Genomic DNA, 16,063 nt, shown 5'->3' on the forward strand with positions numbered 1-16,063 from the left:
CACTTTCTATTCTCCTATCTTTTCTTTTAGTAATTTGTTGATTTCTTGAGGATTACCCTTACCCTTGGTTTTTTTCATAGCTTGACCTACTAAAAATCCAAAGGCTCTATCTTTACCATTTTTGATATCTTCGATAGATTCTGGGTTTTCACTAAGAACCTCATCTACTATTTCTTCTAGGTATGAAGAATCAGATATCTGTAATAGATTTCTTTCTTGGGCAAGAACTTCAGGATCTTCATTAGAAAGGTAGATTTCACGCAACAATTTTTTTGCTACGTTGTTATTTATCTTATTGTCTTTAGCAAGATTTATTAATTTTGCAAAGTTTTCTACAGACAATTTCATTTGATCAGCAGTTTCTTCTGCCTCATTAAGTCTTCTTGAAAGTTCTGTTAATATCCAATTTGCACTGGTATTTGCATCTTTTACTAGTATGTTAGTTTCTTCAAATAATTTAGCTAAGTTTCTATCATGGCTTAGAAGGTTTGCATCATAAGCTGATAGACCATACTCAGCTATATATCTTTTTTCTTTATCTTTTGGAAGTTCAGGAAGCTTTTTTGCTACATCGTTTATATATTCGTCTGATAAATAGATGTCAGGTATATCGCCATCAGCAGAAAATCTATAATCATTTCCTACTTCTTTATTTCTCATATGAATTGTTTCAAGCTTTATATCATCCCATCTTCTTGTTTCTTTATCACCAGTTTGATTATTTTCAAGAAGGTCTCTTTGTCTTTTTACTTCAAATTCTAGGGCGTTTTCTATAGCTTTAATTGAGTTGATATTTTTAATTTCTGCAATTTCTGTTCTAAGGCCTGTATCTTCGTCTTTTAAGTTGACATTTACATCGACTCGCATTGAACCTTCAGCCATAATACAGTCACTTACCTTTAGGAATTTTAGAGTTGAAGCTAATGTTTCTACAAACTCTCTTGCTTCTTCTGGTGAAGAAATATCAGGATCTGTTACTATTTCTATTAGTGGAACTCCAGCTCTGTTGTAGTCCATTAGTACTGTGTCATCATCATTGTGGTTAGATTTTCCAGTATCTTCCTCCATGTGGATTTCCCTAATATTTATATGCTTACCGCTAGTTAGTTCAAGATAGCCTTCATAAGCGTATGGCTTATCAAATTGTGTTAGTTGGTAGCCCTTTACAAGGTCTGGGTAGAAATATTTCTTTCTATCTACTTTTTGATTGTTTCTAATCTTACAATTAAAAGCAAGGCCTGCCATTACAGCTAATTCTACAGCTCTTTCATTCATTGCTGGTAGGGTGCCTGGATGGCCAAGACATATTGGGCATACATTTGTATTTGGAATTGCTCCGAATTCATTTTTACAGGAGCAAAACATCTTTGTTTCAGTTGATAATTCAACGTGAATCTCAAGTCCTATTATTGTTTTAGTTTTCATTGATTCTCCTTAAAAATTCTTCGCTAGCATTTAGTAATTTTTTATCTTCATAACTATTAGCAATGAATTGACAAGCACCGGAGATACCTTTCCTTACTGGAAGGGATATACCACACATGCCTGCTAGATTAACTAATACGTTAAATCCGTCTGACTTAAAATCAGAAAGTGGGTCACTATAATCATCTTCTAAAAATGGTGGTAGATTTATTGTTGTTGGTGTAATTATTAGATCAAAGTCTTCAAATACACTCTCAAGCTCCTTCTTAATTAAGTTTCTTAATTTTAGACCTTGTCTATAAACTCTTTGATCATCATCAGCTGAGAGATACATGGTACCTAGTGCAATCCTTCTTTGAACCTCTTCTCCTAAGCCTTCTGACCTTGAATTTATAAATAATTCATCAACTGATGTATAAGTTTTACTTTGGTGGCCAAATCTTATTCCATCAAATCTTGACATGTTTGAAGAAACTTCTGAACTCATTACGACATTGTATACTTGGTTTGCATATTTAGAATATTTTAAACTTATTTCTGTAAGCTCAGCACCCATATTTTTAAGCATATCTAGACCAATCTTGTAGTCATTTTTAACTTCTTCTTCTATTCCTTTATTTAAGAAATCACTGGTACTGATATAGGCAATCTTCTTTCCCTCGAAATCATAATCTTCTCTACTGTAGTCATAATCATCTAACCTAACTGTCATGTCATTTTCATCAGGTCCAGCGATTATACTTGCTATATTTCTAAGGTCTTCGATGTTTTCTGCAAAAACAGATACTTGATCTAGGGTATTTGCCATCGATACTACACCATTTCTGCTTACCATACCATAGCTTGGTTTATAACCAAGAATATTACAATAACTAGCAGGTCCTCTTACAGAACCACCAGTATCTGTTCCAAGTGAAACTAAGACATCGCCCTTGCTTACTGCAGCCGCTGATCCTGATGATGATCCACCGGTTACTCTTTCTGGATCGATTGGATTTTTTACTGGACCAAAAACTGAGGTTTTACCTCTAGCTCCCATAGCAAATTCATCCATGTTTGTTTTTGCGATGATGATTGCATCTTCTTTGAGAAGATTTTCTATAACTTTTGCATCAAACATTGGTCTAAATCCTTTTAGCATATTGGAGGCGCAGGTCATATCCATATTTTTATATGATATATTATCTTTAACTGCTACAGCTATACCAAAAAGCTTGCCAAGTTTTTCATTATTTGCTAATTTTTTATCTAGATATTCCGCTCTTTTGATAGAGTCTTCTTCATCAAAAGCTATATATGCATTTGTTGTATCATTTTTTATCTTTTCTAGGACTTGTTTAGTGTTTTCAACAACGCTAACCTTACCCTCTTTATAAGCTTCTATTGATTTTTGTATATCCATTATTGCTCCTATAATTTCCAGTCTAATCTAAAGTAGCCATATTCAGTATCTTTAGCATTTTCAAGTGCCTTTTCCCTATCAAGCGATTTTCTTGGCTCGTCTTTCCTAAAAACCGCCTTGTGTCTACTGATATATTCACACATATCTACATCTGTAGTATCTTCATCAAAGATTACCTCAATAAAATCTAAGACTTTATTGAATTTTTGAGCTATAAGCTCTTTATCAGAATTTTCTAGGCTTAGATTACTGAGGTTATATATCCTTTCTACTTCTTTTATATTCATTTTATTCTCCTTTTAATTCAGATAAGAATTTGTTTAGCTTCTCACCTTCATATATCTCGATTTCAAGCTCTAGGGCTTTTTTCTTTTTTGAACCAGCCTTGTCACCAGCAAGAACAACATCAGTATTTTTTGAAACAGAACCTTTTACACTAGCTCCATTTTTTTCTAAAAGTTCCTTAATATCTTCTCTATTAAATCCGTCAATACTTCCTGTGATAACAAAGCTTAAATCTTTAAGCTTATCAGATTTATCGTTTGTTTGTGGATTATTGATGCTAATTCCTTTTGCCAGCAACCTATCAATTGATGAAGTTATATTTTCATCTGAGAAAAACTCTACGATGTTTTCTGCGGTTATTTCACCTATATCTTCAACTTCTATAAGTTCACTAGCTTTGGCCAATCTTAATTTCTCAAAACTTCTAAACTTATTAGCTAAGTCTCGTGCTGTTCTCTCACCAACATTGGGTATACCAATTGCATAGATGAAGCTATTAAGATCACAATTTTTACTAGCTTCTATTGCTGTTAACAAGTTGTTAGTTTTCTTTGGCCCAAATCTATCTAGGTTTATTAAATCATCATACTTTAAATCATATATATCATCTATTTCATTAATGCCTAATTCTTCTATTAGCTGGCCAATTGTTTTTTCTGAAAGACCTTCTATATCCATTGCATTTCTTGATGCAAAATGCTCCATTCTAGCAAGTAGTTGTGGTTTGCAGGAAATGGAATTAGGACAAATTATGTGGACATTTCCTTGTATCAGTTCGCTGTGACAATAAGGACACTTAGTAGGTTTTTCTATTTCTGTAGTTCCTTCTTGGTTTTCATCTACTACGCCGAGTATTTCAGGGATAACGTCATTTGACCTTCTAATGAATACTTCAGAACCAATTTTTACCTTTTTTCTTAGGATATCATCATAGTTATTTAAAGTTGCTCTAGAAACTGTTACTCCAGAAAAATCTACAGGCTCAAGTATGGCGGATGGTGTGACCTTACCTGTCCTTCCTACATTCCAAACTACATCTAATAGTTTTGTTGTAAACTCTTCTGCTTCAAATTTATAAGCTATCGACCATCTTGGGAATTTATTTGTGTATCCAAGGACTTCTTGAGTTTTTTTGTCATTAATTTTTATTACAACCCCATCAGTTAGGATATCTAATGTTTTTCTTTCTTTTTCTATTCTTTCAAGTTCTTCTATAATCTGATTAATGTTTTTGACTTTTTTATGATAAGGGTGTACATTTAGTTTCATTTCCCTTAAGAAATCTAGCATTTCTTCTTCAGTTTTAAAATCTAAAGAATTTGTAGGCACTGCATAGAAAAATGCAGTCAATCTTCTTTTAGCAGTTTCGCTAGTATCTAGGTTTCTGATTGCGCCAGCAGCAGCATTTCTTGCATTTTTAAGTTGTAGAGAGTTTTCTTTATTATATCTTTCTAGCTCTGATAAAGGCATCAGAGCTTCTCCCTGTATTTCTATTAGGGACTCTTCCTTAATTCTTAGTGGAATTGATCTTATCGTCTCTACCTGGGCCTTAACTTCTTCACCTACAGAACCGTTTCCCCTTGTTGCTGCAGTCTGTAGTAGGCCATTTTCATAGGTTAAATTTATGGTTAGTCCATCAAATTTATATTCCATGATGAATTCTAGTTCAGCTAATTTAACTGAGTTTTCTATTTCGTAATTTTCTTTAAGACGTTTACACCTATCTATCCAGTCCCTGAGTTGGTCATATGATTGGGCCTTATCTTGGCTTAAAAGTCTTGTAAGGTGGTAGTGCTTTTCAAACTTATCAAGAACTGCTCCTCCGACCCTATTTGTTGGTGAATCATCTGGTGTATAATCCAGTTCTTCTTGAAGACTTACAAGCCTATCATATAGCTTATCATATTCTCCATCAGATACTGAAGGCTTATCTAATGTATAATACCTATAGTCTAGTGTATTTATTTGCTCTATTAAATTTTCAAGTTCTTGTCTTCTATCCATATTTATACCTTTGTTATTGGTGCATAATCTTGGTTCAATTTCTTAAGGCCTTTTTTATCAAAAGCTATTACTAATTCATTGCCATCTTCGCTCTCTTTGATTTGAACGACCATTCCCTTTCCCCATTTGCTATGCATAACTGTATCTCCTACTTGATAGGTTGAATCATCCTTTTTGTAAGCCTTAGCCTTTAGGTTTAGGACAGATTGTCTAGCCTTTTCTCGCATGTAATCTTCATTTAAAGATCTTTCGTAAGTTCTAGAGTTAAAGTCAATAAATTCCTTATTTGTTTGCTTTTTTATTTGATCATCTATTTCTTCTATAAATCTTGATGGCTTATAATATGTTACTTTACCATAATTTCTTCTTACTTGAGAGCTGGTTAGGTAAAGTTTTTCCTTTGCACGGGTGATTCCTACATAAAAGAGCCTTCTTTCTTCTTCTAGATTACCCTCATCTAAACTTCTTTTGCTAGGAAACAGTCCTTCATCTAGGCCAACTATAAAAACTACTGGATATTCAAGACCCTTAGCCTGGTGCATTGTCATAAGAGATATTGAATTTTCTGAATCTTCGGTCTTATCTATATCAGATAATAGAGAAAGATTTTCTAAATAATCTCTTAAATTATCATCTGGATTATTTTCTTGGTATTCAGCAGCAGATGATATAAATTCGTTTATATTATCGATCCTTGCCCTATCTTCTACTGCTATAGATTTTTCGAGATTTTTAAGATAGTTGGATTTTTCAAGGACTTCATTGATTAAATCGACAATCTTATATTTATCTACATTTTCAAAAATATCTTTAAGTGGTAGGTAGAACTTATCAGCTAATTTTCTATACCTATCAGTTAGAAGAAGTGAAAAATTAGGATCTATTATCAAATCAAGCATTGAAATTCCATGACTTCTGGCTATATTTTCAATATTTTCTACTGATTTAGCACCGATTCCTCTTTTTGGTTCATTTATAATTCTCTTTAGACTTATATCATCCTGGTGGTTGACTAATATATTTAAATAGGATATTAAGTCTTTAATTTCTTTTCTATCATAGAATTTTAAACCACCTATAACTTTGTAAGCCATTAAATTTTTCAAAAGAATTTCCTCAAAAGGTCTTGATTGAGCATTTGTCCTATAGAGAATTACTATATCATTTTCCTTATATCCCTCGGATATGAGGTCTTTAATTGTTTCAATTACAAATTGGCTTTCTTCACTTTCTACAGAGGTTTCTTTATAAATTACATCTGCTCCCTCATTTTGATCAGTCCAAAGATTCTTTTCTTTTCTCTCGAGGTTATTAGCGATTAATTTATTTGCGGTATTTAAAATTTTTGAAGTAGACCTATAATTTTGCTCAAGTTTTATGGTTTTTGTTGCTGGAAAGTCTTTTTCAAAATTTAAGATATTTCTAATATCTGCTCCCCTAAATGAATAGATAGATTGGTCTGCATCTCCTACTGCAACAACGTTTTGATTTGCCCCTGCTATGAATTTTATTAGTTCATATTGAGAGTTGTTTGTATCTTGAAATTCATCTACAAATATATAATCAAATTTATTTTGGTAATAGGCAAGGGTTTCCTTATCTTTTGAAAATAAGTCCAAGACTTTTTCTATCAAATCATCAAAATCTAGCGCATTGTAATCAAATTTCTTTTTCTCATATTCTTTATAAATCTCAGCAATGGCATCTGCATCTTGCATATAGAAATTTAGCTTTAAGAACTCATCGGGTCCTATAGATTTATTTTTAGCATTTGATATTACATTTTGAGCAAGCCTGTAATTTATCTCATCTTTTAGGCCAAGGTCATTTATTATTTCTTTGATTAGGGTTCTCTGATCTGTAGTATCATATATTGTAAAATTACTAGAATATCCAATTTTTTCTATGTTCATCCTTAATATTCTAGCACAGATTGAGTGAAAGGTTCCTATCCATAAATAAGAAACATCCATATCTAGCAAATCAGCTATTCTTTCTTTCATTTCTCCAGCTGCCTTGTTGGTAAAGGTTATAGCTAAAATATGGCTAGGATTTATAGATTGCTCCTTGATTTTATAGGCTATACTTGTGGTTAAAACGGAGGTTTTTCCACTTCCAGCTCCTGCTAAGACTAATAAAGGGCCATCCTTATGTAAAACCGCTTCTTTTTGCCTATCATTTAACCTATCTAAGTTCATAAGACCTCACTTTCTCGACCTATATATTATACCACAAAAAAAGAGTAAGTAACTTACTCTTTTGATTCTTTAAGGTCTTTTTCAATTAGTTTTTCAAGAACTAAATCGTAACCACCTTCTCCATAGTTAAGTGATCTATTAACTCTAGAAATAGTAGCTGTAGAAGCGCCTGTTTCTTCTTCAATAACTGAATAGGTTTTTCTAATCTTTAATAATTTAGCCACATGTAATCTTTGTGAAATTGATTGAATTTCCCTTGCTGTACAGATGTCTGTAAAAAATTGATAGCATTCCTCAACATCTTTTAGCATTAAAATCGCTTCGAAAAGTTCATCTGCTTCTTTAGTTCTTAGTTTTGATTCTGACATCATAATTATTCTCCTTAAATATTTTTTCTATAATTTTTTTGCACAGGTTCTCGTTCCTAGCAAGAATTGGACCATGCAAATAAGTCCCTATGGTATTTTTATAAATAAAGCCTTCGCTATTATCTTCACCGTTATTACCGTTACCTTCCAAAACTTTTCCAAAAGCGTTTTGCTTGTCTGACAAAAATGTTCTACCGCCGTGATTTTCAAAACCTAGGCATATTTCATCAAAGCTTTCCACTTGTATTTTTATTTGGCCGGTAAACCTATTTTTAGAATCCTGATTGACTGTATAGTGATCGAAGATAGACAGACCATCTATTTTGTTTCCATAAGCGTCATTATAGTACTTGCCTAGCAGTTGATAACCACCGCAAATTGCTAAAAATAAGCCGTTATTTTCGATATATTTAACAATCTCATCTTTTTTCTTTATTAAATCATTTTTGACTATGGACTGTTCATAGTCCTGGCCACCACCAAAGAAAACAAAATCATAATCAGATTCTTTAAAATCATTACCTATAGAAACTATCTTCCTTTCTGTTTGTATACCCAACTTTTTAAGTTCATACTCAAAAGCCATTAAATTTCCTACATCGCCATAAGTATTCAATAGATTTCCATAAAGGTGGCATATTCTAAATTTTTCTATAAATCAAGCACCTCCCTTAGTCTTAGCATTGCTGTATATGTGGATAAAACATATATATCACTAGTATTAATCTTATCGATTACATCATAAATCTCATTTTCATAATCAAATTCGACTATTGGTTGATCAATAAGCTCTGCTATTTCAAGCCTTCTTTTCATATCCTTTGACCTCATACCAGATACATATATTTTTTTGATATTAAGATTTTTTAATTTCTCATAATTAGCATCATATATCCATGACACATCGAGTCCATCAGCATAATTATCATTGAGTAGACAAATTAAACTAATATCTTTATCTTCCAATAGCATAAGATCAATAACTTGATTGAGCCCTGTTGGATTTTTGACAAGGTTTATTATAAGATTCTTATCTTTGATTTTAATATTTTCTTGTCTACCAAATACATTCTTTTGTTTTTTTAGGCCTTCTTTTATCTTTTCTTGAGATACACCTAATTCTCTGGCTACAGATATAGCAGTAAGTGCGTTATAAATATTATATTTACCACCGACATTTACTTCATAATTGTAGCCATCAATAACAAATTCAGAATGATCCGGATTTTCCTCTGTTATTTTATCTATGCGATACTTTATCTTTGGTGACTTAAAGTCACAATTAGGACACGAAAAGTCTCCTAAAGATGAATAATTTACACTTTTGTACTTTAATACTGAATGACAATGAGGACACAAAATTCCATCAGAGTTAAATTCTGCATCTAAAACATAAGCACCTTCTTCATTTTCTCTAATAGCATAATATACTGGATAAAATCTACTTAAAGAATCATAGGAAAATAAGGGGAGATCACCATTTGCTATAATTTTTGAATCAGGCATCAGGTCAATTCCTTCTATTATCTTATCTAGGATATTATAAATCTCACCAAACCTATCCATTTGATCTCTAAAGATATTTGTAAGAGCTATATAATCAGCTTTTAGATAATTACCTATTCTTACTAAGTTAGCCTCATCCACCTCTAGGACAGCAATACTTTCTTTATCACTAGGATTATCAAGCAGGGATGTTATTATGCCCTGAACCATATTTGAACCAGATTCATTTGTAAGAACAATAGGGTACTCCTCTTTTAGGATACTTACAAGAAAGTGAGTAGTCATTGTTTTGCCATTTGTTCCGGTTACAAATATGAATTTAGTATTTTTTGATAATTCTTTAAGAATATCTTTATCTAATTTATAAGCAATATAGCCTGGTAGGCTCGTTGCATTTCTATTTAGTAATCTTAATGAAGACCTTATCGATTTTGCTAATACTTTAACTAGTTTGCTTTTTAAACTCATAATACTATTAAACCTTATTATGCTAATTTTTCAAAGTTAATAAATTATTTCAAATTCACTTTCATTGGGCTTAATATCAACTACTTCTACAAATTTATTCTCAATTCTTGCAAAATTAATATTTTCTAATCCCTCAAAAAATTTATATAAAGTAATTTTATCTGCTTGGATAAAGACTTCAACACTCCCATCGTATAAATTTTTAACTGTACCAGTAATATTTAGTGAGTCTGCAAGCATCTTTACCTGAAATCTAAAGCCTACTCCCTGAACCCTACCTTTAAAAATAATGTGATATCTTTTCATATATACTCCTTATGCCTTATTATACTTGACAATAACTCATGTAAAAATATAATGATTATACACCCCCTAGGGGTGGTAAAGGAGGTTTAATGAAACAAAGATTTGATATAGAAGGTATGACTTGTTCTTCATGCCAAGCAGCTGTCAGCAAGGCTGTAAGCAAGCTTGGTGTTACAGAAGTAAACGTCAATCTAATAAATGAATCGATGACCGTTGATTATGATCCTAGCAAATTAAATGATGAAAAAATTATAAAGGCTGTTGTAGATGCTGGTTATAATGCTAGGGTTAAGGGGAATAATGAGTCAGTATCAAAGGATTTGCTTAAAGAATCAGAAGAAGATAATACTAAGTTTAGGCTTAAGGTATCCTTTTTCTTTATGATAATACTCATGTATGTAGCAATGGGACCTATGGTAAATCTTCCCCTACCGAGGTTTTTAGAAGGAACTAGTGGAGCGATAAATAACGCTTTTGTTCAATTTTTATTAACAATTCCAGTTATATTTGTTAATAGAAAGTTTTTTATTTCAGGTTTTAAATCACTAAAAAATGGAAGCCCGAACATGGATACCCTAGTTGCTTTAGGTTCTTCGTCAGCTCTTATGTATGGTATCTTCGTGATAATGAGAATGGCCCATGCAGCAGGTCTATCAGAATTTGATGTGATTGATCATTATAGACATAACCTGTATTTTGAATCATCAGCAATGATTCTTACCCTAATTACTCTTGGCAAATTTTTTGAAGCAAGAAGTAAGGGCGAGACAAAAGCATCTCTTAAGTCTCTTATGGACTTATCACCAGATAAGGCAAATATCATAAGGGATGGTAAGGAAATAACTATAGATACTGCTGATATAAAAAAAGGTGATGTGGTAGTTATTAGGCCTGGTAACAGGATTCCGGTAGATGGTGTAATTATTGAAGGAAGCTCTCTTGTTGATGAGGCAGCTATTACTGGCGAGTCAATACCAATAACTAAAGAGGTTGGTGATGAAGTTATTTCTGCTACTATTAACAAACAAGGTTCTTTTAAGTTTGAAGCTACTAGGGTCGGTGAAGATACTACCCTATCCCAAATCATAAATCTTGTAAATGAAGCTAATGAAACTAAGGCTCCAATCGCACAATTAGCAGATAAGATATCAGCAATATTTGTGCCAGCAGTAATTATAATTTCAATCCTTACATTTATTGGTTGGTATTTTTATAGCAAAGACTTTGAATTTGCTTTAAATCTGATGATATCTGTACTTGTTATTTCTTGTCCTTGCGCACTAGGACTTGCTACTCCAATGGCAATAATGGTTGCAACAGGTAAAAGTGCTCAAATAGGCCTGTTATTTAAAAATGCAGAAAGTCTTGAAAACTTGCATAAGGTTGATACTATACTCCTTGATAAGACTGGAACAATCACAGAAGGAAAGCCTGTAGTAACAGATGTTATTACAGATATGGAATTAAATGAATTTTTACAGATAGCTTCTTCAATCGAGCACCTATCTGAACATCCTTTATCAGAAGCTATAATCAATAAAGCAAAAGAGAAAAATATAGAAAATATAGAAATTCATGATTTTACAGCTTATCCAGGTATGGGTATTGCAGCAAAAATTGATGGTCAAACTTATTTTGCTGGTAATCTTAGGTTGATGGATGAAAATAATATTTCTATTGGAAAATATGAAACAATTCATAAAGACCTATCAAAAGAAGGTAAGACTTCTATGTATTTTTCTGATTCTGATAAGGCCATAGGATTGATAGCTGTCCAAGATCAGGCAAAGGAATCATCTAAAATAGCAATTGACCTGCTAAAAAAAGATTCTTATAAGATAACCATGCTAACAGGTGATAATGAAAATACGGCTGAAGCTATAAGGGCAAAGCTAAATATAGATGAGAAATTTGCAGAAGTTTTGCCTCAAGATAAGGATAAAGTAGTTAAAAGACTACAAGCTGATGGCAAAAAAGTAGCTATGGTTGGAGATGGAATAAATGATGCTCCTGCCCTAGCCAGAGCAGATATAGGAATTGCTATAGGAAGCGGAGCAGATGTTGCTATAGATTCTGCAGATGTAATCTTAGTTAAAAATTCACTACTAGACATAGTCAAGGCCATAGAATTATCTAAGGCAACAATAAAAACTATAAAAGAAAATCTTTTTTGGGCTTTCTTTTATAATATATTATTAATACCTGTCGCAGCAGGTCTACTCTATCCAGGCTTAAATATAAGGCTTAATCCGATGTTTGCATCAGTTGCTATGAGTTTATCATCAGTATTTGTTTGTCTAAACTCTTTAAGGCTTAGAGGATTTAAGTCAAGTGCATCTGGATATGAAGAAAGTAAGAATGTCACTATCGAAGAAAATATTTTGGAGGATAAAATGAGTGAACTTAGAAAAGTAATCGTAAATGTTGATGGAATGAGCTGCAATAATTGTGCAAAACACGTTAATAAAGCTTTAAGTGAAATTGAAGGTGTAAAAGAAGTTGATGTAAACCTTGAAGGTAAACAAGCAGAAGTATCTTACGAAGGAAATATTGAAGAGGAAACTTTAAAGTCTGCAATCGATGAAGCAGGATATGAATACAAAGGAATCGAATATAAGTAAATGCATGCTGATAAAAGCAAAACTATAAGGAAGCTTAAAACAGTTGGTGGACAAATTGACGGTCTAATAAAAATGGTTGAAGATGATAGGTACTGTGTAGATATATCCACCCAACTAATGGCTTCAATTTCTATTCTTAAAAATATCAATAAGGATGTCTTAAGAGGCCATCTAGAACATTGTGTTTATGATAGTCTCAAGCAAAATAATGAAGAATCAATAAAAGAAAAAATTGATGAAATAGAGAAAATTATTGATAAACTTAACAAGTTATAGTTTCAATATTTACTAGCTGGGTATCTTTATAGTATAAAGATAAAGGAGATATATATGACAGAAAATAACATGAATCAACCATTTCAAGATGAAATTAGTGAATATACAGTATCAGATAAGGTTCTTGCAAAAATCACAAAGAAAGTTGTAGACAAGGTAGATGGTGTATTAGACCTTCAAGGTGGACTATTAAACTCAATTACATCAAGTTTTACTAACAAGGAAGAAGAATCTACATCTGGAATCTCTATTAATCAAGAAGAAAGACAATGCATTGTTGAAGCTTCATTAATATTAGAGTACGGAAAAAAAGCAGCGCTAGTTTTTAAAGAAATAGACTCTTTAATCAAGCAAGAAATATATGAACTTACAGGTATAAAAGTCGCAGCTGTAAAAGTTGATATAGTTGATGTTTTAACTAAAGAAGAATTTGCTAAAAAAAATCAAGATAAAAAAGAAGAAAGATAAATATTGAACTAAAAAGGGACTGCCCAGCAGTCCCTTTTAAAATTAAAAATTATTTATATATGACATGAATCCTTGGTTTTTTTCAAGAATTTTAAATATTCCTACACCAATGATTGATACCATGACAAATTCACTAAGCATAAATTGGAAAATCATTACAAGTAGGGCTTCGTTATTAGCAAGAATAAACCAGGTACCAAGTGCAGGAACGATCATTAAAAGCACTGGGAATAAGGAAGCTATAAATAAATTATTAGCTTTCTCCATTAGTTTAAATGCTACAAAAGATGCAAGAGTACCAAATATTACATCAAATGCAGCCATTGGGCTCATAACGTTAGCAAGGGCACATCCTAAAAGTAGACCTGGGATAAATCTCTTGTTATAAAATACTAATAAAACCAAGATTTCACTAAATCTAAATTGGATAGGTCCATAAGATGCCACAGGCATAAAGATTGTAAGCACTGCATAAAGGGCCGCTACTACTGCTGATTTCACTAAAAAGTTAGTGTCAGTAAAACTAAAATATTTCTCATTCATTTTTTCATCTCCTTGATTTTTTTATAATGGGTGCCAAGAAACATTACTTGTTTATTATAACATAAAATAAGGTTTTTTCAAGAAATATAAAAAGAGATATTCACATTATAATTAATCAGTCGATATTTTTATATAAAAATCCATTATATAGAAATAAATAATAGATATGACGATATTTAAAATGTTATAAAAATAAATCTACCCTTTTACATTTAGTTTTATATTTTATCATATTGAAGACTTAATCATAATCTAGTAAAATAGAGGTATGAAAAAGCTATGTATAATACTTCTATCAGCAATTGTTTTAAGTGCATGTCATAAAGAATCAGATAGTGACTTAAAAGGATTTATTGATGAAGAAAGTGTAAAAATAATTGAAGATTTAAAATCTTTGGCAAGTAATACCTTTAATACTAAAAGTTTACTAGATTTTAAATATGAAATAAAACCAAAATTAAAATCAGATGTAAAAGAGGATATCATAAAAAATGTGGAAGCTGAGGCAAAAAAAGACAAGAAAGCAGAATGGATATATAATAATTTTTACAATCTAAATAATGTTGATGCCTATCTTACCGGAAATGATCCAGACACCATAGAATTTATTTATAATATGAACCACGATATAAAAGATTTTGAATTTTATGAAGGAGAATCTGTTAATCTTAAAAGGGAAACCCCATATTTTTTACAATGGGACAATAGATGGGCATATGATAGCCTCTACCCTACAAACATTGGTATATCAGGATGTGGTCCTACTTCTGTGGCTATGGTCTTATCTAGATTTGAAAATAAACTAATATATCCAAAAGAAGTAGCCAAAGATGCCGCTAAATTTATGAATGATGGAGGAATGGATTGGGCTTTTATAGAGCATGAGGCGAAAAAATATAATTTGAAAGTAAAAGATATTGCTCTAGATAAGAAAAAAATGATTGAGGCTTTAAAAAATGGTCCTCTTATTGTATCAGTTAAAAAAGGATATTTTACACTCTATGGTCATATTTTGGTTATAGATTCTGTTAAGGGTGATAAATTTATAATAAATGATCCAAATAGTGTCAAAAACTCAGTTATAGAGTGGGATTTCGACCAGATTTCTAATCAAATTGCAAAAATTTGGGAAATTTCAAAATAAAATTTGACAAAAGCTATAAATGGTGTTATACTATAAAGGTAGTTAGCGAGCACCATTAGCTCAGTTGGTAGAGCACCTGACTCTTAATCAGGGTGTCCAGAGTTCGAGTCTCTGATGGTGCACCAAATTTTGAGGAGTATTTACTCCTCTTTTTTTATTACCTTTATCAAATCAATAAAATTTTAAATTTCTCCTTTACAATTTTCAAAAAGACGTATAATATCATAAAATATTTATTTCCAGGAGGAATATATGAAATTTGATACAAGAAACCTAACTAGTGTTGGAATTTTAGGAGCTATTGTAATAATGCTCGGTCTTACACCGCTAGGATTTCTACCCCTAGGAGTCCTTACCGTTACAACCTTACATATACCTGTAATAATAGCTGGTATTTTGGAGGGTCCTTTGGTTGGAGGCCTGGTTGGATTAATTTTTGGTTTATTTAGTATTTTTAATGCTATTACAAGACCAGGTCCTATATCATTTGTATTTTACAATCCACTAATATCTATCATACCAAGGATTTTAATTGGTGTAGTTACAGGACTTGTTTATAGGGCTTTAAAAAATAAGGATAACTCAAAATTAAGACTCTTTATGAATGTTTTTTGGTCAGTTGTTGCCATAGTTTTAGCGGTAGTGACTCTTAAATCTTTTGTTGGAGATGTTAAGCTTGTAAATAAGATATTCTCATTAGTATTTTTAATTCTTGCAATAGTTATGCTTTATTTATCTGTGAAGAATAAAAAAGCTAATTTTGCTATTGCTGTATCATCTTTTATGGGAACTTTGACAAATTCTGGACTTGTTTTGGGTTTGATATATCTCATCTATGCTAAATCATATGCAGAAGCTATTGGAATCAGCCCAGATTTAGCTATGAATGCTATATTCTCAGCCTTCATAACCAATGCTATTCCAGAAGCTATAGTTGCAATCTTAATAGCAAGTGCTGTTGTAACATCTTTATCAAAGAGAAGAAAGTAAGAAAATTAAAAATGCACACTCCCAAGATTTGGGAGTGTGCATTTTTAATTTGGAAAATA

The 16,063-nt window shown here is 31.8% G+C and carries 15 protein-coding genes and 1 tRNA gene; 6 read left to right on the plus strand and 10 right to left on the minus strand.

The window, feature by feature from the left end:
* Positions 1-6: 6 nt before the first annotated feature.
* Genes gatB through ACCQ42_RS04805 form a run of 9 tightly spaced genes read right to left on the minus strand, consistent with a single transcriptional unit; the run spans position 7 to position 9,962 of the window.
* The gene (gene gatB, locus ACCQ42_RS04765; RefSeq protein ID WP_106460286.1) at positions 7-1,425 is read right to left on the minus strand and encodes an Asp-tRNA(Asn)/Glu-tRNA(Gln) amidotransferase subunit GatB; all 1,419 of its coding nucleotides are present in this window, start codon (positions 1,423-1,425) and stop codon (positions 7-9) included.
* A complete protein-coding gene (locus tag ACCQ42_RS04770; protein ID WP_410035512.1) occupies positions 1,415-2,827 on the minus strand; it encodes an amidase family protein in 1,413 nt (470 codons plus the stop codon). Before ACCQ42_RS04770 ends, gatB begins: the two co-directional genes overlap by 11 nt.
* An 8-nt stretch (positions 2,828-2,835) precedes the next feature.
* The gene (gene gatC, locus ACCQ42_RS04775) at positions 2,836-3,114 is read right to left on the minus strand and encodes an Asp-tRNA(Asn)/Glu-tRNA(Gln) amidotransferase subunit GatC (protein ID WP_265213255.1); all 279 of its coding nucleotides are present in this window, start codon (positions 3,112-3,114) and stop codon (positions 2,836-2,838) included.
* 1 nt (position 3,115) lies between these two features.
* On the minus strand, positions 3,116-5,116 hold the full coding sequence (gene ligA / locus ACCQ42_RS04780; RefSeq protein ID WP_410035513.1) for an NAD-dependent DNA ligase LigA: 2,001 nt from the start codon (positions 5,114-5,116) through the stop codon (positions 3,116-3,118).
* A 2-nt stretch (positions 5,117-5,118) separates the two neighbouring features.
* Positions 5,119-7,314: an ATP-dependent helicase gene (locus tag ACCQ42_RS04785; protein WP_410035514.1), complete on the minus strand. Its 2,196-nt coding sequence runs from the start codon at positions 7,312-7,314 to the stop codon at positions 5,119-5,121.
* Positions 7,315-7,367: 53 nt separating this feature from the next.
* Complete coding sequence (locus ACCQ42_RS04790; protein WP_106461115.1) at positions 7,368-7,682, minus strand: YerC/YecD family TrpR-related protein; 315 nt, start codon at positions 7,680-7,682, stop codon at positions 7,368-7,370.
* Positions 7,657-8,322 carry a type 1 glutamine amidotransferase gene (locus tag ACCQ42_RS04795; protein WP_410035597.1) on the minus strand — a complete coding sequence of 222 codons (666 nt, stop codon included), beginning with the start codon at positions 8,320-8,322 and terminating at the stop codon, positions 7,657-7,659. Before ACCQ42_RS04795 ends, ACCQ42_RS04790 begins: the two co-directional genes overlap by 26 nt.
* Positions 8,323-8,333: 11 nt before the next feature.
* Positions 8,334-9,656 carry a MurT ligase domain-containing protein gene (locus tag ACCQ42_RS04800; protein ID WP_410035515.1) on the minus strand — a complete coding sequence of 441 codons (1,323 nt, stop codon included), beginning with the start codon at positions 9,654-9,656 and terminating at the stop codon, positions 8,334-8,336.
* A 36-nt stretch (positions 9,657-9,692) separates the two neighbouring features.
* Positions 9,693-9,962, minus strand: coding sequence for an acylphosphatase (locus ACCQ42_RS04805; RefSeq protein WP_106460293.1), 270 nt, complete (start codon positions 9,960-9,962; stop codon positions 9,693-9,695).
* A gap of 89 nt (positions 9,963-10,051) precedes the next feature.
* On the opposite strand from ACCQ42_RS04805, the gene ACCQ42_RS04810 reads away from it, so the two are divergent.
* Genes ACCQ42_RS04810 through ACCQ42_RS04820 form a run of 3 tightly spaced genes read left to right on the plus strand, consistent with a single transcriptional unit; the run spans position 10,052 to position 13,327 of the window.
* Entirely contained in the window at positions 10,052-12,583 is a 2,532-nt protein-coding gene (locus tag ACCQ42_RS04810; RefSeq protein ID WP_410035516.1) for a heavy metal translocating P-type ATPase, read from the plus strand.
* On the plus strand, positions 12,584-12,859 hold the full coding sequence (locus ACCQ42_RS04815; RefSeq protein WP_106460295.1) for a metal-sensing transcriptional repressor: 276 nt from the start codon (positions 12,584-12,586) through the stop codon (positions 12,857-12,859).
* A 54-nt stretch (positions 12,860-12,913) separates the two neighbouring features.
* Positions 12,914-13,327, plus strand: a complete 414-nt coding sequence (locus ACCQ42_RS04820) for an Asp23/Gls24 family envelope stress response protein (RefSeq protein WP_199792145.1) — start codon at positions 12,914-12,916, stop codon at positions 13,325-13,327.
* 42 nt (positions 13,328-13,369) lie between these two features.
* Here ACCQ42_RS04820 and ACCQ42_RS04825 read toward each other — a convergent pair whose 3' ends face one another.
* Positions 13,370-13,870 carry a QueT transporter family protein gene (locus ACCQ42_RS04825; protein ID WP_410035517.1) on the minus strand — a complete coding sequence of 167 codons (501 nt, stop codon included), beginning with the start codon at positions 13,868-13,870 and terminating at the stop codon, positions 13,370-13,372.
* 268 nt (positions 13,871-14,138) lie between these two features.
* Here ACCQ42_RS04825 and ACCQ42_RS04830 point away from each other — a divergent pair, with 268 nt between their 5' ends.
* The 3 genes from ACCQ42_RS04830 to ACCQ42_RS04840 all read left to right on the plus strand — a co-directional run bounded on the left by ACCQ42_RS04830 (position 14,139) and on the right by ACCQ42_RS04840 (position 16,004).
* Complete coding sequence (locus ACCQ42_RS04830) at positions 14,139-15,014, plus strand: C39 family peptidase (RefSeq protein WP_265213910.1); 876 nt, start codon at positions 14,139-14,141, stop codon at positions 15,012-15,014.
* 49 nt (positions 15,015-15,063) lie between these two features.
* Positions 15,064-15,139 (plus strand) — tRNA-Lys (locus ACCQ42_RS04835).
* A gap of 127 nt (positions 15,140-15,266) precedes the next feature.
* Positions 15,267-16,004: an ECF transporter S component gene (locus ACCQ42_RS04840; RefSeq protein WP_106460299.1), complete on the plus strand. Its 738-nt coding sequence runs from the start codon at positions 15,267-15,269 to the stop codon at positions 16,002-16,004.
* Positions 16,005-16,063: the final 59 nt, after the last annotated feature.

The organism is Anaerococcus kampingae (assembly GCF_046365475.1).
Lineage (GTDB): Bacteria > Bacillota > Clostridia > Tissierellales > Peptoniphilaceae > Anaerococcus > Anaerococcus kampingae.